Annotated in this window: 26 protein-coding genes and 1 pseudogene; 12 read left to right on the top strand and 15 right to left on the bottom strand. The window is 64.5% G+C overall.

Going from position 1 to position 23,374, the window contains the following annotated elements; all coding sequences use genetic code 11:
* The first annotated feature begins 40 nt into the window (after positions 1-40).
* Positions 41-457 (top strand): response regulator, encoded by a 417-nt coding sequence (locus ACETMP_RS05240; protein WP_375160137.1) that lies wholly within the window; start codon positions 41-43, stop codon positions 455-457.
* Positions 454-2,694, top strand: coding sequence for a CHASE3 domain-containing protein (locus ACETMP_RS05235; protein WP_375160136.1), 2,241 nt, complete (start codon positions 454-456; stop codon positions 2,692-2,694). The genes ACETMP_RS05240 and ACETMP_RS05235 overlap by 4 nt, the downstream gene beginning before the upstream one ends.
* Before the next feature lie 51 nt (positions 2,695-2,745).
* On the opposite strand, the gene ACETMP_RS05230 is transcribed toward ACETMP_RS05235, so the two are convergent.
* On the bottom strand, positions 2,746-3,642 hold the full coding sequence (locus tag ACETMP_RS05230; RefSeq protein ID WP_375160135.1) for a DMT family transporter: 897 nt from the start codon (positions 3,640-3,642) through the stop codon (positions 2,746-2,748).
* A 762-nt stretch (positions 3,643-4,404) separates the two neighbouring features.
* Here ACETMP_RS05230 and ACETMP_RS05225 point away from each other — a divergent pair.
* The 5 genes from ACETMP_RS05225 to ACETMP_RS05205 all read left to right on the top strand — a co-directional run bounded on the left by ACETMP_RS05225 (position 4,405) and on the right by ACETMP_RS05205 (position 11,729).
* Positions 4,405-8,172, top strand: a complete 3,768-nt coding sequence (locus ACETMP_RS05225) for a vitamin B12-dependent ribonucleotide reductase (RefSeq protein WP_375160134.1) — start codon at positions 4,405-4,407, stop codon at positions 8,170-8,172.
* A gap of 176 nt (positions 8,173-8,348) precedes the next feature.
* Positions 8,349-9,626: a nucleotidyltransferase gene (locus ACETMP_RS05220; protein WP_375160133.1), complete on the top strand. Its 1,278-nt coding sequence runs from the start codon at positions 8,349-8,351 to the stop codon at positions 9,624-9,626.
* Positions 9,589-10,245 carry a hypothetical protein gene (locus ACETMP_RS05215; RefSeq protein WP_375160132.1) on the top strand — a complete coding sequence of 219 codons (657 nt, stop codon included), beginning with the start codon at positions 9,589-9,591 and terminating at the stop codon, positions 10,243-10,245. The genes ACETMP_RS05220 and ACETMP_RS05215 overlap by 38 nt, the downstream gene beginning before the upstream one ends.
* Positions 10,131-11,111: a CBASS cGAMP-activated phospholipase gene (locus tag ACETMP_RS05210; RefSeq protein WP_375161844.1), complete on the top strand. Its 981-nt coding sequence runs from the start codon at positions 10,131-10,133 to the stop codon at positions 11,109-11,111. The genes ACETMP_RS05215 and ACETMP_RS05210 overlap by 115 nt, the downstream gene beginning before the upstream one ends.
* A gap of 105 nt (positions 11,112-11,216) precedes the next feature.
* Positions 11,217-11,729 carry a ParB N-terminal domain-containing protein gene (locus tag ACETMP_RS05205; RefSeq protein ID WP_375160131.1) on the top strand — a complete coding sequence of 171 codons (513 nt, stop codon included), beginning with the start codon at positions 11,217-11,219 and terminating at the stop codon, positions 11,727-11,729.
* A 77-nt stretch (positions 11,730-11,806) separates the two neighbouring features.
* Here the strand turns inward: ACETMP_RS05205 and ACETMP_RS05200 are convergent, their stop codons facing one another.
* Positions 11,807-12,541, bottom strand: coding sequence for a hypothetical protein (locus tag ACETMP_RS05200; protein ID WP_375160130.1), 735 nt, complete (start codon positions 12,539-12,541; stop codon positions 11,807-11,809).
* Positions 12,542-12,949: 408 nt separating this feature from the next.
* Positions 12,950-13,513 (bottom strand): annotated as a pseudogene (locus tag ACETMP_RS05195) (type 1 glutamine amidotransferase domain-containing protein).
* Positions 13,514-13,883: 370 nt separating this feature from the next.
* Between ACETMP_RS05195 and ACETMP_RS05190 the strand changes: the two are divergent.
* Positions 13,884-14,381 (top strand): DUF421 domain-containing protein, encoded by a 498-nt coding sequence (locus ACETMP_RS05190; protein WP_375160129.1) that lies wholly within the window; start codon positions 13,884-13,886, stop codon positions 14,379-14,381.
* A gap of 164 nt (positions 14,382-14,545) precedes the next feature.
* Here the strand turns inward: ACETMP_RS05190 and ACETMP_RS05185 are convergent, their stop codons facing one another.
* The 6 genes from ACETMP_RS05185 to ACETMP_RS05160 all read right to left on the bottom strand — a co-directional run bounded on the left by ACETMP_RS05185 (position 14,546) and on the right by ACETMP_RS05160 (position 17,959).
* The gene (locus tag ACETMP_RS05185; RefSeq protein WP_025575662.1) at positions 14,546-14,812 is read right to left on the bottom strand and encodes a DUF2312 domain-containing protein; all 267 of its coding nucleotides are present in this window, start codon (positions 14,810-14,812) and stop codon (positions 14,546-14,548) included.
* Positions 14,813-15,111: 299 nt separating this feature from the next.
* Positions 15,112-15,393 (bottom strand): hypothetical protein, encoded by a 282-nt coding sequence (locus ACETMP_RS05180; RefSeq protein WP_375160128.1) that lies wholly within the window; start codon positions 15,391-15,393, stop codon positions 15,112-15,114.
* Between the two features lie 168 nt (positions 15,394-15,561).
* Entirely contained in the window at positions 15,562-16,218 is a 657-nt protein-coding gene (locus tag ACETMP_RS05175; RefSeq protein ID WP_375160127.1) for a cell envelope biogenesis protein TolA, read from the bottom strand.
* Between the two features lie 98 nt (positions 16,219-16,316).
* Complete coding sequence (locus ACETMP_RS05170; RefSeq protein WP_375160126.1) at positions 16,317-16,745, bottom strand: VOC family protein; 429 nt, start codon at positions 16,743-16,745, stop codon at positions 16,317-16,319.
* Positions 16,746-17,018: 273 nt separating this feature from the next.
* Complete coding sequence (locus ACETMP_RS05165) at positions 17,019-17,378, bottom strand: c-type cytochrome (RefSeq protein WP_375160125.1); 360 nt, start codon at positions 17,376-17,378, stop codon at positions 17,019-17,021.
* Between the two features lie 128 nt (positions 17,379-17,506).
* Positions 17,507-17,959, bottom strand: coding sequence for a pyridoxamine 5'-phosphate oxidase family protein (locus tag ACETMP_RS05160; RefSeq protein ID WP_375160124.1), 453 nt, complete (start codon positions 17,957-17,959; stop codon positions 17,507-17,509).
* Positions 17,960-18,122: 163 nt separating this feature from the next.
* Here ACETMP_RS05160 and ACETMP_RS05155 point away from each other — a divergent pair, with 163 nt between their 5' ends.
* Positions 18,123-18,296, top strand: a complete 174-nt coding sequence (locus ACETMP_RS05155) for a hypothetical protein (RefSeq protein WP_164718698.1) — start codon at positions 18,123-18,125, stop codon at positions 18,294-18,296.
* A 121-nt stretch (positions 18,297-18,417) separates the two neighbouring features.
* Positions 18,418-18,768: a zinc ribbon domain-containing protein YjdM gene (locus tag ACETMP_RS05150; RefSeq protein ID WP_375160123.1), complete on the top strand. Its 351-nt coding sequence runs from the start codon at positions 18,418-18,420 to the stop codon at positions 18,766-18,768.
* Positions 18,769-18,837: 69 nt separating this feature from the next.
* Here the strand turns inward: ACETMP_RS05150 and ACETMP_RS05145 are convergent, their stop codons facing one another.
* Positions 18,838-19,092: a hypothetical protein gene (locus tag ACETMP_RS05145; protein ID WP_375160122.1), complete on the bottom strand. Its 255-nt coding sequence runs from the start codon at positions 19,090-19,092 to the stop codon at positions 18,838-18,840.
* Positions 19,093-19,263: 171 nt separating this feature from the next.
* On the bottom strand, positions 19,264-19,467 hold the full coding sequence (locus ACETMP_RS05140) for a hypothetical protein (RefSeq protein WP_257194443.1): 204 nt from the start codon (positions 19,465-19,467) through the stop codon (positions 19,264-19,266).
* A gap of 259 nt (positions 19,468-19,726) precedes the next feature.
* On the opposite strand from ACETMP_RS05140, the gene ACETMP_RS05135 reads away from it, so the two are divergent.
* Positions 19,727-21,040: a hypothetical protein gene (locus ACETMP_RS05135; protein ID WP_375160121.1), complete on the top strand. Its 1,314-nt coding sequence runs from the start codon at positions 19,727-19,729 to the stop codon at positions 21,038-21,040.
* Positions 21,041-21,045: 5 nt separating this feature from the next.
* Here ACETMP_RS05135 and pdxY read toward each other — a convergent pair whose 3' ends face one another.
* Positions 21,046-21,864, bottom strand: coding sequence for a pyridoxal kinase (gene pdxY / locus ACETMP_RS05130; RefSeq protein WP_375160120.1), 819 nt, complete (start codon positions 21,862-21,864; stop codon positions 21,046-21,048).
* 57 nt (positions 21,865-21,921) lie between these two features.
* Positions 21,922-22,083, bottom strand: coding sequence for a hypothetical protein (locus ACETMP_RS05125; RefSeq protein ID WP_375161843.1), 162 nt, complete (start codon positions 22,081-22,083; stop codon positions 21,922-21,924).
* A gap of 197 nt (positions 22,084-22,280) precedes the next feature.
* On the opposite strand from ACETMP_RS05125, the gene ACETMP_RS05120 reads away from it, so the two are divergent.
* Positions 22,281-22,625, top strand: coding sequence for a DMT family transporter (locus tag ACETMP_RS05120; RefSeq protein ID WP_375160119.1), 345 nt, complete (start codon positions 22,281-22,283; stop codon positions 22,623-22,625).
* Between the two features lie 28 nt (positions 22,626-22,653).
* On the opposite strand, the gene ACETMP_RS05115 is transcribed toward ACETMP_RS05120, so the two are convergent.
* Together ACETMP_RS05115 and ACETMP_RS05110 are read right to left on the bottom strand one after the other, a co-directional pair.
* Positions 22,654-22,974 carry a hypothetical protein gene (locus ACETMP_RS05115; RefSeq protein WP_375161842.1) on the bottom strand — a complete coding sequence of 107 codons (321 nt, stop codon included), beginning with the start codon at positions 22,972-22,974 and terminating at the stop codon, positions 22,654-22,656.
* Between the two features lie 71 nt (positions 22,975-23,045).
* Positions 23,046-23,252 carry a hypothetical protein gene (locus ACETMP_RS05110; protein ID WP_257180249.1) on the bottom strand — a complete coding sequence of 69 codons (207 nt, stop codon included), beginning with the start codon at positions 23,250-23,252 and terminating at the stop codon, positions 23,046-23,048.
* Positions 23,253-23,374: the final 122 nt, after the last annotated feature.

Here is a 23,374-nt window from a genome sequence, read left to right as displayed (position 1 = left end):
CACCAATCCCAGTGGGGACTTCGATCTACTGGGAAGTGTCATGCCGCGTATTCTCGTGGTTGATGACGATCCGATGGTCGGCGCGACCATCGAGGTCCTCCTCCAACGTCAGGGCTTCGACGTCACGCTGACCGACGGTGGTGAAACTGGACTGGCTGCGCTGGAAACGCAGACCTTCGACGTGATGCTGGTTGACATCTTCATGCCGCACATGCGCGGCTTCGAGTCGATCCGCATCTTTCACGAGCGCGCACCGGCTACTCCGCTGATCGCGATGTCCGGCTACGCCTTCGCGTCATCCGCCTCGCCCTCTCCCGATTTCCTCCGCATGGCGCTGGAGCTCGGGGCGACGCGCTGCCTGCGCAAACCGTTCACGCCGGAAGCTTTGCTGACCACGATCCGGGAATGCCTCGCAAGCGAGAGCGTGCAATCGAAGGACAAGAAAGAAGCCCCTTGATTCCAACGCAGCGCGTCATTCTGGGTGCTGGACTTGCCATCCTCCTGATCATCACCGCGGCCTCGATCGCCCTCGACGTCAAGTCGCGCTCGGATGCTGCGTGGGTCAATCAGACGGTTCACGTCCAGAAGAAGATCTCCGATCTGCGCGTGCTGCTGCGCCGCGCCGAGAGCGCCGCGCGCGGCTACGAGCTCTACCGCACCCCCGGCTTCAGCGCCGAGTTCCAGGCGGTGCAGGCCCAGATCGCGCCGGCGCTGGCCGATCTCAAGCGCGGCGTGCGCGACAATCCCGATCAGGTCGCGCTGCTGGAGGGCACCGAACCGCTGGCGCTGCGCCGGGTCGAGATCGCGGCCGAGGCGATGCGGCTGCGCGCGGCGAACGACCAGGCCGGCATCGCCGTGCTCAACGGCAGAGCCGAGGGCCGCGGTCTCATGGACACGGTGATGGGCAACCTCGACCGATTGAGCGCGGAGGAGGAACGCCTGCTCGCCGCGCGCTCCCAGGATCTGCGCCGCACGGGCGTCGTGCTGCTCGGCATCGATGTCGCGGGTGCCGTGCTGATCCTGCTGCTGGTCGCGCTGGTGATGCGCGAGAGCCGGCGCACCACGGTGCAGCTCCAGAGCACGCTGAGCGAGACCACGGCCGCCAAGGACGCGCTCGCGGCGGCGGTGGCCGATCGCACGCAGCATCTGGTGACCGCGCATGACGAGCTGCGCCTGTCGGTCAACGTGCTGCAAAGCACGTTCGACAGCATGGCCGAGGCGGTGCTGGTGATCGATGCCGAAGGCAACGTGCTGCTGTCCAATCCGGCCGCGGAGCGCATGCTGCTGCATCGCACCGGCATGAACCTGCGCAATCTGCGGGCGCTGTCGGACGTCCTCCACGGCGACGGCGTCACGCCGATGCAGGCCGACGAGCTGCCTTCGGTGCGCGTGCTGCGGGGCGAGAAGTTCGAGGACCTCGAGATGATCGTCCGCCCGCACAGCGGCAATCCGCCCCGTCATCTCATGGTCAGCGGCCGGCCCATGCTGGACGGGCAAGGCGAGATCTCCGGCGCGGTGCTGGTCTATCACGACGCCACCATGTCGCGCGAGACCGAGCGGCAGCTGTACCAGTCGCAGAAGCTGGACGCGATCGGCAAGCTGACCGGCGGCGTCGCGCACGACTTCAACAACATGCTGACCGTGATCTCCGGCAACACCGAGACGCTGGTGGATAGCCTGAAGCAGCAGCCCGAGCTGCAGCGCGTGGCGCGGCTGATCGACGATGCGGCCGAGCGCTGCGCCGAGCTGATCCAGCATCTGCTCGCCTTTGCGCGCCGGCAGCCGCTGCAGCCGCGCAACGTCGAGATCAATGCCGCCATCGCCGACATCGCCAAGCTGCTGCGCCCCACCCTCGGCGAGCAGATCCAGATCGAGACCGTGCTGGAACAGGGGCCGATGACCGCGCATATCGATCCGTCCCGCCTCACCAACGCCGTGCTCAACATGGCCATCAACGCGCGCGACGCCATGCCGAACGGCGGCAAGCTGCTGCTGGAGACCCACCGCGTCGTGCTGGACGAGGCCTATGCGCAGGCCCATGCGGACGTCACCGCCGGCCCCTACATCATGCTCGCGGTCAGCGACACCGGCACCGGCATGTCCGTGGAGACCCAGCACAAGGCGTTCGAGCCCTTCTTCACCACCAAGGAGGTCGGCAAGGGATCGGGCCTGGGCCTCTCCATGGTCTACGGCTTCGTCAAGCAGTCCGGCGGCCACATCAAGATCTACAGCGAGGAAGGCCACGGCACCACGATCAAGCTCTATCTGCCGCCGGGCGAAGGCACCGCGGAGGTCGCGGTCACCGCCGCGCCGCCGGCCGAGGGCGGCGCCGAGACCATCTTCGTCGTCGAGGACGATCCGCTGGTGCGCAATTTCGTCACCGCGCAGCTCACGAGCCTCGGCTACAAGACCATCGCCGCGCCCGACGGCAAGACCGCGCTGGACCTGATCGCGGCCGGCCAGACCTTCGACCTGCTCTTCACCGACGTCGTCATCCCCGGCGGCATGAGCGGCCGCGAGCTCGCCGAGGAGGTGGCCAAGCTGCGGCCGGGTGTGAAGGTGCTCTACACCTCCGGCTACACCGACAACGCCATCGTCCATCACGGCAAGCTCGACGACGGCGTGATGCTGCTGACCAAGCCCTACCGGCGCAACCGGCTTGCGGAGATGATCCGGAAGGCGCTGGGCGCATGATCCGGAAAAGTGCGCAGCGGTTTTCCGGCAAGATCATGCGCAATCAAAAGCCTACCGCGTCGCCAGCACCACCGCCGCCAGCGTGAACACCAGCGCGGCGATCTGCCCTGCGCCGAGCGGCTCGCCGAGTGCGATCGCCGAGGCGACGACGCCGATGACGGGCACCGCCATGGTGCCGATCGCGGCGACCGAGGCCGGCAGCCGCGCCAATGCGGCGAACCAGCTGACATAGGCGATGCAGAACTGCACCACGGTCGAGTAGACCAGCAGCCACCAGCCGAGCGGCGTCACCTTGTCCAGATGCGTGGTCTCGACCAGGAGGCCGATGATCGAGATCGGAAGACAGCCGATCCCGATCTGCCAGGCTGCGGCCGCGATCGGCGGCAGGTGGATCGGATATTTCTTGGAGAACACCGTGCCGACGGCGAAGCCGAACGCGCCGCCCAGCGCCATGATGATACCAGGCGCCTTCTCGACGCTGGCGGCGATGCCGTTGCCGCCCATGATCGAGGCCAGGCCGACGAAGGCCATCACCAGCCCGAGCGTGCGCAGCAGCGTCGGCCGCTCGCCCAGCACCGGCCAGGCGATGATCGAGGCCCAGACCGGCATCGTGTAGGCGATCAGCGCCGCCTCGCTCGCCGGCAGCCAGAGCAGCGCGAGGCCCATCAGCACCATCCAGCCGGTGACGTTGAGCAATGCCGCGGTGAGCAGGCGCGGCCAGGTCGCGGCGTCCACATGCAGGCTCTGCCGGCGCATCACCGCCAGCGCCGCCAGCAGCACGGCGCCGAGCACGCCGGTGACCCCGCGCAAGGTCAGAGGCGGCAGCTCGGCGAGCAGGAATTTCGTCACCGGCCAGTTGAAGCCCCAGCCGATCGAGGTGATGGCGAGGAACATCAGGCCGGCCGGGGCGATGCGCGGCCGCGCATCCCGACGAGTCGAATCAAGCATGTGGGGTATCCGGCAAAATCGAGGTCAGCTTGGCGCGGATTCGCCGCCCAAGCCACTGTCTCGGCGGGCATGCCTGCCCTCACCTTCCGTAGGGCTACGTGAGTCCTGCTGACGCAATCCCTTCGCCCAAAAATATACCTGCCCTGTGAACAGCGGGATGAAGCCTGCGCGGCATCACCGGATGCAAATTTTTTCAGTTGGGAATCCGTGAGGACTCACTGATACTTGCCTCCGTAGCAGGCGCGGCCAGGACCCCTGTTATCCCCCACAATCCACCATATTTAGTATTTGATTCAGGAACTCGCACTAGTTCTTGACGGGCGCAGCGGAGAGTCCTAGCTTTCGATCCGTTCGGCGCGAGTGAGTTTGCGTCCCGCCGGCACTCCCCCAAAGGGTCTCGCAAATCGGCACTCCGCCAAGCCAGCCAAAGGCAGCGGATGAGGGCTTGTCTGCCCGCGAAAGGCGGATTCTTCGGGTGCCAGAACGGGCCGGCGACAGGCTCGGATGGCAAGGAAAGACGTTGTGACGGTGGGGCGTTGAACGCGTGTCGGGCTCATCCCCTTGGGGGCGGAGGGGCCTGGACAGGCAGGCGGGATGTGAGGTGCGCGCACCGAGCCATCGCGTCGGGAGAACAAGGGCCGGGTCCACCGGCTGAACTGCGGAGCTCAAGGCCATCAGGCCGAAGGCGCCGCGAAACGAAATGTCGACCGGCACGCCTGAACGGAGGCGAGACCGGTCAAAACTTAAGGACGGGGCAAGACGATGCGGATTGAGCGGCGCCACACCACCCAGGGACAGTCACCCTACGCGGGAATCGATTTCCGGCTGACCACGTCGGAGATCAGGAATCCCGACGGCTCGGTCGTGTTCAAGCTCGACAATGTCGAGGTCCCGACCGAGTGGTCGCAGGTCGCCTCCGACGTGCTCGCCCAGAAATATTTCCGCAAAGCCGGCGTTGCCGCGCGCCTGAAGAAGGTCGAGGAGGAATCCGTCCCCTCCTTCCTGTGGCGCTCCGTGCCCGACACCGAGGCGCTCGCTGCACTCCCTGAGAAGGAGCGCTATGTCAGCGAGCTCAGCGCCAAGCAGGTGTTCGACCGCCTCGCCGGCTGCTGGACCTATTGGGGCTGGAAGGGCAAGTATTTCTCGTCCGACGAGGACGCCCAGGCCTTCTACGACGAGCTGCGCTACATGCTCGCGATGCAGATGGTCGCGCCGAACTCGCCGCAATGGTTCAACACCGGCCTGCACTGGGCCTATGGCATCGACGGCCCCGGCCAGGGCCATTATTACGTCGACCCCTTCACCGGCAAGCTGACCAAGTCCAAGTCCGCCTACGAGCACCCGCAGCCGCACGCCTGCTTCATCCAGGGCGTCGGTGACGACCTCGTCAACGAAGGCGGCATCATGGACCTCTGGGTCCGCGAGGCCCGCCTGTTCAAGTACGGCTCCGGCACCGGCTCCAACTTCTCGCGGCTGCGCGGCGAAGGCGAAAAGCTCTCCGGCGGCGGCCGCTCCAGCGGCCTGATGAGCTTCCTCAAGATCGGCGACCGCGCCGCCGGCGCCATCAAGAGCGGCGGCACCACGCGTAGAGCCGCCAAGATGGTCGTGGTCGACGTCGATCACCCCGACATCGAGACCTATATCGACTGGAAGGTGAAGGAGGAGCAGAAGGTCGCCGCCCTCGTCACCGGATCCAAGATCAACCAGAAGCACCTCAAGGCGGTGCTGAAGGCCTGCGTCAATTGCGAAGGCTCGGGCGACGATTGCTTCGATCCCGAGAAGAACCCTGCCCTGCGCCGCGAGATCAAGCTCGCGCGCCGCAGCCTGGTGCCCGACAATTACATCAAGCGCGTCATCCAGTTCGCCAAGCAGGGCTACAAGGACATCGCGTTCGACACCTACGACACCGACTGGGACAGCGAAGCCTACCTCACGGTCTCCGGCCAGAACTCCAACAATTCGGTCTCGCTGCGGGACGATTTTCTGCGCGCCGTCGAAACGGATGGCGACTGGAATCTGGTCGGACGCACGACCAAGAAGATCACCAAGACGCTGAAGGCGCGCGACCTCTGGGAGAAGATCGGCTACGCCGCCTGGGCCTCGGCAGACCCCGGCCTGCACTTCAACACCACCATGAACGACTGGCACACCTGCAAGGCGTCCGGCGACATCCGCGCCTCCAACCCGTGCTCGGAATACATGTTCCTGGACGACACGGCGTGCAACCTCGCCTCCGCCAATCTGCTGACGTTCTATGACATCGAGACCAAGCGATTCGACGTCGAGGGCTATGAGCATCTCTGCCGGCTCTGGACCATCGTGCTCGAAATCTCGGTGATGATGGCGCAATTCCCGTCGAAGGCGATCGCCGAGCTCTCCTATGAGTTCCGCACCCTCGGCCTCGGCTACGCCAATATCGGCGGCCTGCTGATGACCATGGGCCTGCCCTATGACAGCAAGGAAGGCCGCGCGCTCTGCGGCGCGCTGACCGCCGTGATGACCGGCATCACCTACAAGACCTCGGCGGAAATGGCTGCCGAACTGGGCACCTTCCCCGGCTACAAGAAGAACGCGCCGCACATGCTGCGCGTGATCCGCAACCACCGCCGCGCCGCGCACGGCCAGTCCAACGGCTACGAGGCGCTCAGCGTCAACCCGGTGCCGATGGACCTCGTCTCCTGCCCGCAAGCTGACCTCGTCAGCCACGCGCAGGCGGCCTGGGATGCGGCGCTCCAGCTCGGCGAGCAGCACGGCTATCGCAACGCCCAGACCACGGTGATCGCGCCGACCGGCACGATCGGCCTCGTGATGGATTGCGACACCACCGGCATCGAGCCCGACTTCGCCCTGGTGAAGTTCAAGAAGCTCGCCGGCGGCGGCTACTTCAAGATCATCAACCGCGCGGTCCCCGCAGCGCTGCGCGCGCTCGGCTATCGCGAAGCTGAGATCGCCGAGATCGAGGCCTACGCCGTCGGCCACGGCTCGCTCTCCAACGCGCCCGGCATCAACGCCTCGACCCTGAAGGCCAAGGGCTTCACCGAGGAAGCCATCGCCAAGGTCGAGAAGGCGCTGCCGACCGCCTTCGACATCAAGTTCGCCTTCAACAAGTGGACTTTCGGCGAGGATTTCATCCGCGACCAGCTCGGGATCGGCGCCGAGGCGATCGCCGCCCCCGGCTTCGACCTGCTCCAGGCCGTCGGCTTCACCAAGCGCGAGATCGAGGCGGCCAACGTCCACATCTGCGGCGCGATGACGGTGGAAGGTGCCCCGCACCTCAAGGCCGAGCACTATCCGGTGTTCGACTGCGCCAATCCCTGCGGCAAGATCGGCAAGCGCTATCTGTCGGTCGAGAGCCACATCCGCATGATGGCGGCGGCGCAGCCCTTCATCTCGGGTGCGATCTCCAAGACCATCAACATGCCGAACGACGCCACGGTGGAGGACTGCAAGTCCGCCTACATGCTGTCGTGGAAGCTCGCTTTGAAGGCCAACGCGCTCTATCGCGACGGCTCCAAGCTCTCCCAGCCGCTCAACTCGCAGCTCATCAGCGACGATGAGGACGAGGACGATGCGGTCGAGATGCTGCACGAGAAGCCGATGGCGGCGCGGACCACCCAGGTGGCCGAGAAGGTCGTCGAGAAGCTGGTCGAGCGCATCATCGTGATGCGCGAGCGCGAGAAGATGCCGGATCGCCGCAAGGGCTACACCCAGAAGGCGGTCGTCGGCGGCCACAAGGTCTATCTCCGGACCGGCGAATACGATGACGGCCGGCTCGGCGAGATCTTCATCGACATGCACAAGGAAGGCGCGGCGCTCCGCTCCTTCATCAACAACTTCGCCATCGCGGTGTCGCTCGGCCTGCAATACGGCGTGCCGCTGGACGAATATGTCGACGCCTTCACCTTCACCCGCTTCGAGCCGGCGGGCCCCGTGCAGGGCAACGACAGCATCAAGTACGCGACCTCGATCCTCGACTATGTCTTCCGCGAGCTCGCGGTGAGCTACATGTCGCGGTTCGACCTCGCCCATGTCGATCCCAACGAGACCGGCTTCGACGCGCTCGGCAAGGGCGTCGAGGAAGGCAAGGAGCCGGACGAGGACGGCGGCCACCACGCCACCCGCCTGGTCTCGCGCGGCCTCACCCGCTCGAGGACCGACAACCTCGTCGTGATGCGCGGCGGCAGCGCCGCGGTCACCCAGGGCAACGACAGCGCTCCCTCAGGTGGCAGCAAGGTCACGGCGTTGGCGCACGGTGCGTCCGCCCGTGTCGGCGATGCCATCGAAGGCGCCGTCGCCCTGAAGCAGGACGTCCAGCACGACCTCTCGCCGACGGAGAAGCTGGAGCAGCTGCAGTGGAGCAAGGCCGGCACCGCCGCGACCGCCGTCCCCTCCAAGGCCGAGCGCCGCGCCGAGGCCAAGGCCAAGGGCTACGAGGGCGAGATGTGCTCGGAGTGCGGCAACTTCACGCTGGTGCGGAATGGCACGTGCATGAAGTGCGATACGTGCGGCAGCACGACGGGGTGTAGTTAATAGTTCGGAGTTGCATCCGCCCGGCAGAACTTCCTGAGTGATCGGCCCCGAAAAGTAGTTCGGAGCTGCGATCTCCGGAGAGCGACTACAGGTTTTCCGGCGGCCGTCAGGGCCGCCGGAAAATGGCGGAAGGAACGAAACAGGAATTGAAGCAAAGGTTGTAGAGGACAGTCGATATGAACTATTCCGATCGCTACCTGCGTCAGATCGCGAGCTACTCGATCATCGATGTGATGCTGGCCGACGTGGCGATCCGGATCCAGCTCAGCCCGACCGACTACCAGCTCGCCGTCGACCACTACCATGCCATCAACGAGTGGCTGGAGCGCGACGACAGCGCCCTGAAGGGGCACGTGAGCGACTTTTATCCGCAGGGCGGCTTCGCCATCGGCGCGACCGTGGCGCGCCACTCCACCGACGACGAGTTCGACATCGACGTGATGGCCGACATCGCCTATCGCCTCGACGTCGATCCCGAGGACGCCCTGGCGACGCTACACGACGCTATCCGCGGCGAGCGCGGCTCGCGCTACTGGCTGAAGACCGACCGCAAGACCCGCTGTAGCACGGTCAACTACGACGGCATGCACCTCGACGTGACGCCGACCGTCCGCATCGCGGACACCATCGACAAGACGGGCCTGATCTTCCACTCGAAGCCGGAGGAGCCGTGGGCGAAGAAGTCCCTACTCGCGAACCCGCACGGCTTCGCGCAGTGGTTCATCTCCCGGACCCCGCCGGACCAGGACTTCGGCACCTTCTTCGAGCGCCGGTCGCTGGACTACGACCGCGAACGGGCGATTCTGTCGAAGCGGGCCGACGCCGCGGCGGTCCCCGAGCAGTGCCCCGCCTACCAGAAGTCGCGCGCTGTAATCGCCCTGCAGTTGCTCAAGCGCTGGCGCAACCTGGCCTACGACAAGCGGCACAAGGACCGGCGGCTGCCACCATCGGTGCTGCTGGCCTTCTACGTGGCCTGCCATGCAAACCGAACCACTTCGCTGGCGGAGGAGCTCAGCTTCCAGGTCGAGAGCATGCTGGCTGTGCTCCGGGCGGCCCACGACCAAGGCAAAAAGGTCTCCGCCAGCAACCCGACGTGCGAAGACGATCTTCTCACCGACCGTTGGCCGGCGGACCCGAGCGACCAAGCCGTCTTCATCCGGGAACTCACCGACTTTGCCGTCAAACTCCGGCGGCTTCGCGGCGAGATCGCGCTGCCCGAGATGCAGCAGATTCTGGAGGATCTGTTCGGCGAGAAGCCGGCGCGGTCGGCGGTGAAGGACCACGTCCAGCGCTTCGGCCGAGACATTGGCTCAACGGGCAGCCGCTTCATGCCGGGTAAGGCGGCAATCCCCGCGGCGGTCGTCGGCACCGCGGCTGCGCCGAGCAGCGTCAGGTCGGCGCCGTCGCACAAGTTCTTTGGCGATCATCCCGATGACGTTCCGAAGCGTCCATGAACAGGACGCCGAAATCCGGCGGCTCTTCCCCGATTTCCGCCTCACGGCTCATGCTGATTGGATCGCCGTTTGGGAAGGCCTGCTCAGGCCGGCGTCGAAGACCTACCGCGTCCGCATCGTCCACTTCCGGCGGACGATCTTCGAAGGCTGGATTCTCGATAACCCCTACGTGACCGTCCATGTGGTCGATCCGCTCGTCGGCGCCGAGATGCTGACGAACAAGACCCTTCTGCCGCACGTCTATTGGAACGATCGTAATCCAGCCTGGCCGGCGCTGTGTCTGTGGGATCCGGCTGAGATGTTCTGGACCCCCGAGATGTCGATCGCGACGACCATCATTCCGTGGACGTCGGAGTGGCTGCTGTTCTTCGAATACTGGCAGATCTCCGGCGAGTTCTTGGGTCCAGGCCGGCACCCGCCGAGGAGACGCAAAGAATGCCCGAACCTGCCCGAGACTTCCGACCCGGAGACCCGCGCTCGAAGGGCGCGATTCCGCAGCGGCGAATTCCACAGGATTGGCCGAAGGACCGGCGTTTTCGGATCCTATCTCTGGACGGGGGCGGCATTAAGGGGCTGTTCCCAGCAACTGTTCTCGCCGAGCTCGAAGAACGATTTCTGAGCGGCCAGCCAATTGCTAAGTATTTTGACCTGATCACCGGCACATCGACCGGAGGAATTATCGCGCTCGGCCTTGGAGCCGGCCTGAGAGCATCAGAACTCGCCGAACTGTACTCTCATCGCGGCGCCGAGATTTTTCCGGAACGCGGCCGGATCCGCCGAGGTTTGCAAGCAGCGAGAAATTTCGTTCATTACCACTACGAACGAAATGCGTTGGAGAACATCCTACTAGATATTTTGGGGGCGAAACTCCTTGGAGATTCAAGCGTCCGTCTTTGCATTCCTGCTTTTGAAGGGAGGAGCAGCGAAGTCTTCGTGTTTAAGACACCACACCATGCCGATTATACGGTGGATCGCTTGGAGCCCATGGTGAAGGTGGCACTAGCAACTTCCGCTGCACCGACGTTCTTCCGTCCTTTAGAGCACAATGGCTACACACTCGTAGACGGAGGAGTGTGGGCTAATAATCCCATCATGCTGGCGGTAGTTGAGGCTCTAATTTGTTTCAATCTTAAACGCGATCAGATCGACGTTCTGAGTATTGGTTGCGGCGACGACCCATACGTTGTTTCGGAGGTGCAGTTGAATTCAGGTGGTAAGCTAGCCTGGAAAGACGTGATCTTCGCGGCGATGCGCTTGCAGTCCCTGTCCGCCACCAACCAAGCACGGCTCTTACTGAGCCCAGCATCCGTTCGACGCATCGATCCGCCATTCCAAGCCGAACCGATCCCTCTTGATGGCTTCCGCCGATCTCTCAATGAACTCGTTCCCGCCGCACGAACTATTGTTGATCAACAAGGATATCAACTTGCAGAAGACTTTCTTTCTACGCCGGCCCTTCGCTACAGGCCGCACCCGACGATGTAGCGACACGCTCCGTCCGAATTGCCTTTGCGGCCTCGCCCTTCCCCTTTAAACTCACAACCCAACGGCATGGGTTCCGACGGGCCCGGTAGACGCGGAGTTCAAGTTATGCCCAAACCGGAAAGCTTCCCGATCGAAAAGATCTTCGTTCCCACGAAGCAGAAGAAGGCCATCAGGCCCGAGATCGTCGCAGAGATCGCGGAAAGCATGCTGGACATCGGACAGCAGACTCCCATTTCCGTTCGGCGCGACGGAGATCGCCTCGTTCTGGTCGAGGGACTGCATCGGCTCGAGGCCTGCAAGGCGCTCGGCGAGACGACCATTCTCGGGGTCCTTGTTACGGCCGAGCTTGCTCAACCCAAGCCACTGCTCGCCGAACGACCCGAGGTCGAGGCCGAGCGCATCAAGATGGCGCGGTTGAAGCAGTTGCGCCTGGAGAGGGAAGCCGCGGAGGCAGCGACGGCGGCCTCGAGAGGCAACGCGATGCAAGCGCCGCGCGCAGGTTCGACGAAGGGCCTTCGCGACAATGCGAAAGCATCACCCGTCCGGATGGTGAAAGCGAAACCGAAATCATTGTCGGACTGGATCACGCAGCAGAAGGGCAGCGGCAGCCGCTATTGATGGTCGGCTCCAGAACTGCTGGTGCCAGCGCGCTAAAATCCTTCGCTGTCGCCGGATATGCTGCTTCCGAGGCTGGCCTAACGCAGCATGCGGATCGGCTCGAACGACGTGCTCAGGCTGATGAACGCCGGCTCTGACGCCGGGCTCGTGACGGCCACCCTGAGTTCGGGGAAATAGGTTAGAAAGAGGCTTTTCGTCTGGCCGCCGGCCGTGAATTTGACCGCCTTTCGATACACGGCGAGCCCACACGAACCAACGACCGTCTCCCCGGCCGACACGAAAATGTGGTCGAAGCTCTGCTCGGCCTGCCGGGTCGTGCCGTTCCGGTACGTGAACGTCCACAGGACCTTGAAGGACACGCTGTTCCGGTGATCATAGTCCTCGATCGAGATGCCGGAGTAGCTGAGCTGCCCATCGCGATCGGGCACGCCTTCGACATTGGTTGTCGATGAGGTGGCGATGGCGAATCCGTTGATGGTGTCCGCCTTGGCGACGTTGATGCCATTTGGCGCTATCTGCCGTGTCCAGAGGACTGCCGTTTTTCCCGCGCCCCTATAAATCTGATAAGTCTGCTCGAATCCGACGAACCTGACGACGAGTTCAACCGGCACTGTCGTCGACTTGATCTTGCTGCAATCAGTCGAGGACGCAAGCACTCCGGTCGGGACCAGGATCAAGCCTGCGATCATGAGGGCGAAAGAGGCGCAGGAATTGCGAAGCCTGACGTCGACCACCGCACCTTCGGTCAGCACGCCCGGAGGCATCTTGGGCTGCAAAAGCCGCTCGGACGCTGCGCCGTCTACCTCGATCATTTCATTTACGCTCGCGCACTTGTCTGCAGCTCAGTGTACAACCCATGGTTATATGGGGCAAGGCCCCGGCGGCCGGAGCATGGGCCTGCATGACGCAGCTCCCCGTTCGAGCCCCGGTGACGCACGGCGCAAAGCCCGTATGATCGCAGCGGCCTTGCTGCCTGATCTCCAAGATGTCGCTGCGCTCATCCGAGCTACGAAACCGCAAAGGCGCGTAGGGTGGGTGGAGCCCTTGCGAAACCCATCATTCCGCGACGGCCGTTGATGGGTTTCGCTTCGCTCGTTCTACGGGATTGACCGCCCTGCTCTGAGTACGGCCACAGTAAACCGAATTCACCCCGCGATCGCTGCCCGATCCGCGGCCCGGCTGAATTGCGTCAGCCGAGTCCACCGTGACCGCAATCCCGACTACGCCGCGCTGCTCCGCTGCGTGTGACGTCCCTCCCTCACCTCTTCGATGATCTTGGCGCTGAAGGCCTTGAGGTCACCGGGGTTGCGCGAGGTGATGAGGCCCTGGTCGACGACGACCTCCGAGTCTTCTCACTTCGCCCCGGCATTGGCGACGTCGGTCTTGATCGATTTGTAGGACGTCATCCTGCGGCCCTTGGCAATGCCGGTCTCGATCAGCAGCCAAGGCGCATGGCAGACCGCGGCGACGACCTTCTTGGCATCGAACACGCTCTTGATGAATTGGAGCGCCTTGGGCTCGACACGCAGCAGATCGGGGTTGATCTGGCCGCCGGGCAACACCAGGGCGTCGTAATCGGCAGGCTTGGCCTGATCGAGGGTCTTGTCGACCTTGACCGGGCGGCCCCAGTCCTTCTCGTCCCAGCCCTTGATCTCGCCGGATTGCGGCGAAATGATCTCCACTGTTGCGCCGGCCGCCTTGAGGGCATCACGCGGCATTTCGAGTTCAGACTGCTCGAAGCCGTGGGTGGCGAGGATCGCGATCTTTTTTCCGGACAGTTCCATCCGTGTCTCCATTGCGTGTGAGGCGATGCCACTCAATCGAGTGCTTTCGCCTTTGGTTCCTCACACGACATCGCGAGCCGTAACCCTTTTGCGCCGTCATTCCGGAGCGCGCCGCTTGGGCGCGAGCCCGGAATCCATCGGGCGGCACGACGCGTGGCGCAATGGATTCCGGGCTCGCACTTCGCGCGCCCCGGAATGACGGCGAGTTCCGTTGCGCTCCTGCTCCGGCGAGGCCGTCTCCCACGCGCGCATGTAGAGGTCGAGCAGGCTTTCGCGCTCGTCTGAGTGGGCGGCCTGCAAGCGCACAGCGTTAGTCCACTAGGTCATCTAGACATGCTAGCAGGAAGCTCCTGTTTAGATGCGAGGCCCCATGTTGAACTTCCAGCTCCCGTGGCACGAGATCTTTGCTCCGACGCATTCGCTCATAGAAATGCTGGTGCGGGGCACCATCATGTATTTCGGCATCTTCGTGCTGATGCGCCTCATCCTGAAGCGGCAAACCGGCGGAATCAGCATCCCGGATGTGCTTCTCGTCGTGCTTCTGGCCGACGCCGCACAGAACGGCATGGCGGGTGAATACCGGTCGATCACAGAAGGCCTGGTGCTCGTTGCCACCATTATCTTCTGGAACCTTGCTATCGATTGGCTCGGTTATCACGTGCCCTTCGTCGAGCGGCTTGTCCGGCCCCCGCCGCTCCTTCTGATCAAGAACGGCCAGGTCCTTCGCCGCCATTTGCGACAGGAGCTGGTGACGATGGACGAGCTGCTGAGCAAGCTCCGGGAAGAAGGCGTCGACAGCCCTGCGGAGGTGATCGAGGCCTATATCGAAGGCGACGGCAACATCAGCGTCAAAAAGAAGGAAAAGTGACACGCGATGTCGCGGCGGCCGAGCGCGTAGGGTGGATTAGCGAAGCGTAATCCACCTTCCTTCGTCGAATACGCAGTGGTGGGTTACGCCTTCGGCTAACCCACCCTACGAAGCAAGCGCCATTAGCCGATTGCAGCTACTTCCGCGAAAGCGACCCTCTGCTCTTACGCCGCTTTCGCCTGCTCCGGCGAGGCCGTCTCCATCGCGCGCATGTAGAGGTCGAGCAGACTTTCGCGCTCGTCGCGCTCGTTCTTGTCTTCCTTGCGCAGCTTGATGATCTCCTTGAGGATCTTGACGTCGAAGCCCTCGCCCTTGGCTTCCGCGAAGACTTCCTTCTTCTGCTCGCTCAGCTCCTGCATCTCGCTGTCGAGGTTCTCGATCCGCTCGACGAAGGAACGGATCTTGCCGCCGGGAATGGTGATGTCGGACATGGTGCCTCCTCGCTGACTGAGGTCGCGAAAATGCCCGCAAAGACATAACCAATCTGTTAACCGCGCGGCCCCGCGCATTGCCCCTGTGGACAACGCCGAGGGTGCCGTTCCATGCAAGCCGGGCTGACGATGGAGAGCGTCACGCTGCGCTTGCACGGTGCCGCAGGGTGGGCAAAGCGACTTGTCCGCCGTAGCTCGAAGAGCGAAAGCGGAAGCGTGCCCACGAATTTGATCATGTCGGGGAAAGTCCGTAGGCACGGCGCAAGCGCGCCTTTGCCTACCCTACGAATTGTCGTGACCTACCACCAATACGGCCAGCGCCAGCCCTCGTAGCGAACGTAGGACGGCACCAGCGGCGGGCCATAGGGATCGACCTTGTCGTCCTCGGGGCGATAGCGATAGCGCGGAACGATGTTGTAATCCCACGGCGTCGGCCTCAGCACGGGCGCGGTGATGATGAGCCGCTCTTGCGGGGCGCGAACGACGACGGCCTTGCGCGTCTTCGCCTCAGCGCCCGATGTTGCAAGGCTGCCCAGCACCAGGGCGGTTCCGAGCGCGCAGGCGGCGATTGCTTTTGTCATGCGTTGTCTCCTTCGCAGCAAAGAGTGCAAAAGGATGTCAGGCAAGGCAAGCGAATTTCGCGCGAGCTTTTGTGCGGCCATCCTTCGAGACGCCCGCTTGGGCGGGCTCCTCAGGATGAGGGTGGAGTGCGCGGCAGCAGGTTCAGCGGGCGCGATCGCCGCTCAGCCTCATTCACGCGCGCGGCGCAGCGCCTCCTGCAGCTTCATCCGCTGCTTGTCCCAGCGGGTTTCTTCCGCCCCGGCGCGCTCGTCGAGCGCGGCGCGGGCGGCTTCGATCTCCTCCGCCTTCGCCTCGTGCTCGCGCCTTGCCTTGTCCAGCGCCGCTTCCGCCGCGGCGACGGCCTTGTCGCGGCGCGCGCGCTGCTTGGCGCGGGCGGCCTCCTCCTTGCGGCGCGCGGCCTCGCGCCGCCGCTCCTCTTTCTCGAACGCCGCCGCGGCCTTGCGGGCCGCCTGCTCGCTCAGCTTGCGCGACGGCGTCTTTGCGGACTTGGCGGACTTCTTTGCGGTCTTGGCCGGACGCTTGCCGGATTTTCGCCTGGGCCCGGAATCGTCCTCGGCAAGATCGGTCGGCAGCTCCGCGCTTTCGGTGAAGGGACCGTCGGATCCGACCGGGCGCCTGAGCACGACGCCCGGCTGCGCCAGCGTCGCCGCGACGACATCAGGATCGTCGGTCTCCTTCGCGGCGCCCTGATGGAACAGATTGGAGCTGGCGCCCCAGGCCTCGAGCGCCGCCTTCATCGAGGGCGCGGCGATGGCCTGGTCGTAGAAGCCGAGCGAGGTCTGGTAGGTCTTCAGCTTCCGTGTCGGTTTTGCTCGCTTTGGCATGTCGTCCTGATGCTGGCTTCGCTGTGCGCAGGCGAACGTAGCCCGGATGGAGCGTAGCGCAATCCGGGGTCTTGTGTCCGCGGGTGAAGCTTCCCGGATTACGCTTGCGCTCCATCCGGGCTACGCGCCTCCAAGAGCGCATCGTATCCCTTCGCGCTGAACGCCAGCAGGCAGAAGCCGTGCCCGAACGGATCGGCCAGCATCGCGATCCTTCCATAGGGCGCATCGCGCGCCGGCACCTCCAGGACCGCGCCGGCACGCAGCGCGCGTTCGACGGCCGCATCGACATTGTCGACGACGACGTCGATGTGCACCGGCGTCCAGTGCCGGGCGTAGCGGCGGCGATCGCCGCCGGCGCCGACCGTGCCGGCCTGCTTGGTCAGGAGATAGACCGGCGCCGGCCAGCCGAGCAGCTCGACGAAGCCCGTGCCGAAGCGGCGGCCGACCGTGAGGCCGAAGGCTTCGGTGTAGAAGCTGGTGGCTTGCTCGATATCGGGGACGTCGATGTTGAGGAGGAAGAAAGTCATGGCGGGCTCATCGCAAATTGCGGCGACAACGTAGCCCGGATGGAGCGCAGCGCAATCCGGGATGATGCCGCATCTTCGGCCCCGGGATTTCGCTGCGCTCCATCCGGGCTATGCAGCCTCCGCCTCAGCGACGGACGAGCGGCACACTGGCATCATGCCCCTGTTTTGCCCGACGCTGCAAATTCAATTCGGCTTACCAGAAACATCCAGCCTTATCAAACACATCGCTACTGTGCATGGGGTTGTTTTCGCAAAATCGTGTCGGCGAGGTGCTCACCTGCCCCTGAGGCTGAGGATATAGGCCGACAGCATATCCGCCTGCTCCGGCGAGATCACGAGGTTCGGCATGTTCTGGTGGCTGGTGCGCCAGAACACCTTGAGCGACAGCGCGGTGGTGCCGCTGCGGTCGGCGATGGCCTGGAAGCTCGGGGCTTCGTCGAACCATCCGGCCATGCCCGGCTCGACCGCGTGACAGGTCTGGCACCACGCCTGCGCCAGGCGATGCCCTTCGGCAACCGCGCGCGGGCCGGACCGCGGCGCGCCCGCGGCGGTGTGGATCACGCCGAACAGGAACAGCAGCGACAACGCGATCAGGAGAGCGAGGCCGAGATAGATTCGAGCACTATGCGACATCGGCCTAACCTCACCGTGATTGAATCATCGAGCCAGCCTAGATTTGCACGGTAAGGCCAAGTTGATCTGCGTCAAGGACGGAGCCGATCACGGCTCTCGTCCTCGCATCGAACTTCCGCCGGTGTCCCTCAGCACGCCACGAGATCGGTGTGGCCGAATCCCTTGGAATAGTCGAGCAGCGAGATCACCGTCGGTGTGAGACGGATCAGCCGCACCTCGGAAGGCTTCGGCACCGAGAGGCCGGAGGCCTTCTGCTCGGGATAACGCGCCATCAACAGCGCGATCGCCTTCTCGGCTTCGACCGGGTCGGTCACGGCCACCGCCCGTGCCGCCATGGAGACGCCGGTGATCTCCATGACTTGCGCCGGGTCGTCGTCGATCGCCAGCGACACGCGGTCGTCGCGGGACAGGTTCTGCGCCTTCTGGCTGTCGATGCCGCAGAGGAAGTAGATGGTGAAACCTTCGTTGGCGTAGCCGACCGTCGTCACTTGCGGCCAGCCGTCCGGGCGCACGGTTGCGATCCGCATCGTGCGGTGCTGGTCAAGCAAGGCCTGGATCTTTCGTCTGAGAGTGTCGTCCATCGCACGGCCTCCGGCAATTACCCGAAGACGATACGACCCTTGCGCGCGATGCCGTTGACGTAGCTCAACCCGCGCGCGCGACATTGGCTCATCGATCATGCCGCTCGCCAGCGAAGAGGCGAATGCATAAGCTCGCGCTCAGGCGACGTCAGGAGGCATCATCATGAACGGCAACCGCTATTACGGCGTTCGCGTCGAGGGCGCGAAATACGGCGTCGGCTTCGGCTCGGCGCTCGCCATCGCGATCTCCTATGCCGACAACCATTCGATCCTGTGGGCGATCATCCACGGCATCCTGGGTTGGCTCTACGTGATCTTCGTTGCGCTGTTTCGGTGATATCGCACCGGCAGACGATGGGCCGGCCGCGCCCTCGGCAGCTTTCCCTTGCTTTCCTGTTCCCGGCCCCTACGGTCGCGCCGCGAACGTGAGACGAGCAAAGGGTTAGACGAGACTTGCCATGACCGACGCGATGAAATGCCCCGCCTGCAGCTCCGAGCACGCCTATCAGGACCGCGATCTCTGGGTCTGCCCGGAATGCGGCCATGAATGGAGCGGTGCGGCGGCGGCGGCCGCGGAGAGTGCGCCGGATGCCGGCGTGCGCGATGCCAACGGCAATGCGCTCGCTGACGGCGACAGCGTCATCGTCATCAAGGATCTCAAGATCAAGGGCTCGTCCTCGGTGGTCAAGGGCGGCACCAAGGTGCGCAACATCCGTCTCCAGGACGCCAGCGACGGTCACAACATCGCCTGCAAGATCGACGGCATCGGCGCCATGAACTTGAAGTCGGAGTTCGTCAGGAAGGCGTAGCCGCGGCCTTAAGCCGAGGCGGCGGATCCCGCCTTCCGCGGAACCCACCTGCCTTCATGCGTTGTCAGTTCAGCGGGCAGCGCCCGTGGTGACGTTGGCGGTCGTCAGCTTGCGCGGGCCGAGGACGTTGGTCTGGTGGACCGAGGCGACCGTGGTCGGCGCAGCAGCCTGCTGCTCGACATGGGCGGCGCCGAGGACACGAACCTGCAAGGGCGAGACCGCAAATCCGTTGGCCTCGTAAGTCGGCAACTCGGCGGCAAAAGCCGCGGTGCTGCCCGCGATCGTCAGGATGGCGGCGGCGATCGACAAAGTCTTCTTGTTCATTGGTGATGCTCCGGAGGTGGAAGAGTCGGAGCATATTTAGGCCGACTTTGCTGCATTGCGACATACTTTGTCGCATTGCAACATCGCGTCCGGCGCATGGCGATATGTTTAATGTGTCCAAGGCTTTGGCCGAATCACGCCGGCCGCGACATGCACATCGGCGGACGGTGCTCAGCCACCGAGCACGTTGCCCCAGCCATCGAACAGATAGGTTTTCCAGGCCACCGTTCCCTCGGGGCCCGGCCGGCTGGCCCGCTTGTAATCGTCGGCCTGGTCAGCCGTCCAGGTGATGATCGTATCCGTGAGGCGGTCGTGCAGGATGGCGGGTTCGGTCGGATCGAAGGCGTCCATGGGACGAAGCGAGGCATGCGTCATGGCCGACCAAACGTGCCAGCTACAACAAAGTTGCCGCGACGCGGCAATCAAGCTGCTTTCGTGGAACCGGCGTTGCGCCTCAGCAACAGTGCTGCGAAAAGCCTATTTTTGCCGATTTGCGCCATTGCGCTGCCACACGGGGCTCCGAACAATCGACCTACTGCGTGCCTTTCCATGCCAGGCTGTTTGCGTCAGGCTGTTTGCATCATGACTGTCCGGACAAGACGGGTTCGGGCAGAACCGTTTGGAGGCAGGGATCATGAACGATCGGCAGTCTCTTCTGGTGGCGGTCACATGCCCCTCGGCCGTGCTCGCCGGCTGGCTGGCGCTCTCCCTCTCCGCCTATGCCCCTGCGCTCATCGAGAACAGCGGTGCCAATGCGGCTGCCGTCTCGCGCGCCAAGGATCTCGTCAAGGATATCAGCCGGCTCGACCTCGCAGACGTGCCGCGCGCTGCGACGATCGAGGACGGCATCGCCTTGACTGCCGACATCGCGGCTGCCGTGGCCGCGGCACCGGCTCCCACGAGCGAAGCAGCGCCTGAGACGCCCGCTCCAGCCATCAAGCTCGCCTCGGCCGATCCGGCGCTGATCCTGCCGGTAGAGGCGCCGCCTGCGTTGCAGATTTCGCCGGAACCGGAGCCGGAAGTCGGCGAGGCTGCTCCCGTCGCGGCGCCGGAGCCCGTCAAGCTCGCCTCGGCCGATCCCACCGAGATCGTGACGACGGATGCGTTGTCCCCCGCGGCAATCGCCAGCGGCCCGGTCACGCCCGTGAGCAAGCCATCGCCACCGGCCGACACCGTCGCCGTGCTCGACGAATGCTTCGTCATGGATGCCTGCATCGACCGCTATCTCTGGGCGCTCTATCAGCGCACCGCCAAGGAAGACACGATCAAGGTCCAGGAGCGCCGCGCCGTCACGATCAAGCGCAAGGGCAAGACGGTCACGGTGATGCGCAGCTTCACCAAGCTGGTCGACCAGGACTTCACCTGGAAGGATCCGAAGGCGGCCGAGCACGCCGGCATGTCGATGATGGACTACGTCATCGGCGGCATGGACAAGAGCTTCAAGCTGAAGCTATTCCGCACGCTGCTCGCCGCGGAAGCCGCCGGCCTCTCGCCCGGCATCACCAGCGCGTTCCGCGACGATTATCGCCAGTCGATCGCCAGCGGCCTGAAGGCGGCCTCCGACCGGTCCTATCACGGCGGCAGCTTGCGCGGCGGTTACGGCCACGGCATGGCGGCCGACATCGTCAGCACGCAAGGCAACAACCGCGCGCAGCGCTGGGTCTCGACCGAAATCCTGTGGAAGTGGATCGACGCCAACGGCAAGGCCTATGGCATCGGCCGGCCCTATCTCGGCCGCGATCCGCCGCATGTCGGCCCCATCGACGGCAAGGAGTACATCTCGCGCCGCGGCACCGGCGACGGCAAGCAAGTCGCCAGCGCGAAGTCCAAGCCGGCCGTGCGCGCCGCATCCCATGCCAAGCCGCCAAAGGCCCAGGTTGCGCGCGAGCAGAAGAGCCCCGCCAAGCCGCAGAAATCGGCGCAATCGGCCGGCAAGCCTGCGACCTGAAGCCGTTACGGCGCGCGTCCCGACGCCGGCAGCGGCACCAGCCGCATCTCGGCCGTGCCGGCGTCCTGGGTGCGCACCAGCACCGGAAAGACGGTGTCGACCGCAAGCCGCACCGCGGCCTCCGTCGCCTGGCCCTTGGCCAAATGTGCTGCGATCAGGCCGGTAAGGAGATCGCCGGTGCCGTAGGGGCGGATCGGCAGGCGCGGCGTTGCACAGCGCGACAATTGCCCGCGGGCACACAGGATCGTCTCCACCTGCCCTGCCGCCGTATCGGCGAGCGTGCAGCCGGTCGCGACGACGTCGATGCGACCAGTCCCCGCCAGCGCTGCACACGCCGCGCGCAGGCCCTGCGCATCCGCGATCGTGAGGCCCGAAAGCAGCTCGAGCTCGAACTGGTTCGGCGTCGTCAGCTTCGCCGCCGGCAGCAGCCGGTGCCGGACCACGTCCAAAATGCCGTCGGCGACATAGACGCGGCCGTCATCGCCGATCACGGGATCGCAGAGATAGACGAGCTTCGCATTCCGCCTCAGCGCCCGCTCGACGAAATCGGCGATCACGGCGGCATTGCCCGGCGAGCCGAGATAGCCGGTCACGAGCACAGCCGCCTCGTCGACCAGCCCGCGCTCCTCGACACCCTTCAGGAGATCGGCGACGAGTTCGGTCTCCAGCACCCGGCCGCGCAGGCTCGGATAGCGCGGATGGTTGGACAGCAGCGTCGTCGGCACCGCCGCAACGTTCACGCCTTCCGCCTGCATGGCATAGGCGGCCGCGCTGTTGCCGACGTGACCGTGGACCACCTGGCTTTGAATGGAGATGACGAGCATGAAAATGTCCGTACGGACAAACGTCGGGCGATGCAACAGGAGCCCAGAACTGAAGCTTCAGCGCCGTGTCAATTCCCCGAGATAAGCGCAGAACAGGTCAGCCAGCCCGTCGCCGTAACGCGTGATCTCGGCCGCGTTGCGCGGTACTTCCGAGAACCGCTTGCCGACCTTACTCGGCGTCGTCTTGATCAGCTCGCCGGCAAGCTCGCGCACCATGATCGCGCGGCAGCATCGTACGGGCTCAACACCGGTCCTCGCGACCCGTTCGGTTTCCGATCGGTGTCGCAGGTTCGTCACTGACACATGATATCCGCTCGCGGCAAAAAGATATCCGCTCGCGGCAAAAAGCCGTCCATCGGGTTGGCTTGGATTTGACTTGGCTGCGCCTGCGCTATCTCTCTTACGCCGAGAGGCTCATGACCTCCGCTTTCAATGCTTACGCGGCCCTCGCCCTCGCCATCGTGTTCGAGGTCACCGCGTCGGCATTCCTGCAGCAGTCCGCGCAGTTCACCCGTCCATGGCCGACGCTGGCGATGGTGATGTTCTACGTCGCCTCGTTCTATGCGCTGTCGGTCGCGATCCGGGTCATTCCGTTGAGCATCGCCTATGCGATCTGGGGCGGGGTCGGCATCATCCTGACCGCCACCGTCTCCTTCGTGCTGTTCCGCCAGATACTGGACTCCGCAGCCTTCATCGGTATCGCCCTGATCGTATCAGGGGTCGTGATCATCAATCTGTTCTCGGAGAGTGCGGTGCGTTGATTTGGGCAAGCTGCGGCGCGCACAGCAGCTACTGGCTCTGCACCGGCTTGGGCTGATTCGGAGTGGATCGCGCCGGCTTCTTCGCGGGCCTGGCCGCAGCGCGCGGCGGCGGCTCGTCGACCGATTCCAGATAGGCGGCGAGCATCCTCGCCGAGTCCGAACTGGTCGCGTAATGGTCCTTCAGGAACCAGGACAGCGTCAGGGTAAAGCGACCCTTGGCAAGGCCGCGCGGACTGCGATGGCAGGTCGCACAGCTGTCAGCGAAGAGCTTGGCGGGCGACTTGCCGGCGTCGAGATTTTGCGCGGTCGCAACCGTTGCCGTGAAAACGGCCGCGGCTGCAAGACCCATCAGGGCCGCGATCGGCGCGCGCCCCGGTCCAAACAGCGATGTCAAATGACGTCCCCTCGGCCGCGCGTCGGTTACGCCGCCGACAGCTGATCGAATTCGGGCGGCGCGTAGGCCTTGCCATCCTGGTCGGTGATGACGACGCGCCACCCTTCGCTCGCCCACACCCTTGCCTTCGCCACGATGAGCAACCGGCTCTCGCGGGCGAAACTGTACTTTTCGTTGTCGCGTTCTGCGATCATCTTGTAGGCCAATTCGCGTCCCCTTGCGTCGCCCTGCACCCGGCCTCCTCGTGGCAGCGGGCTTTGGCGGCAATTCGCCGGGAGCGTGGCAATTTGGTGCCATCCGCAGGTACGACGCCGGCGGCCGAGGCCGAGCGTGCCCGCGGCAACGCGATTTCACC

Source organism: Bradyrhizobium dasycarpum, from assembly GCF_042019905.1.
In the GTDB taxonomy this organism is placed as follows: domain Bacteria; phylum Pseudomonadota; class Alphaproteobacteria; order Rhizobiales; family Xanthobacteraceae; genus Bradyrhizobium; species Bradyrhizobium japonicum_B.
The sequence above is the reverse complement of the archived record's forward strand: the minus strand, read 5'-3'. Positions and strand labels throughout refer to the sequence as shown.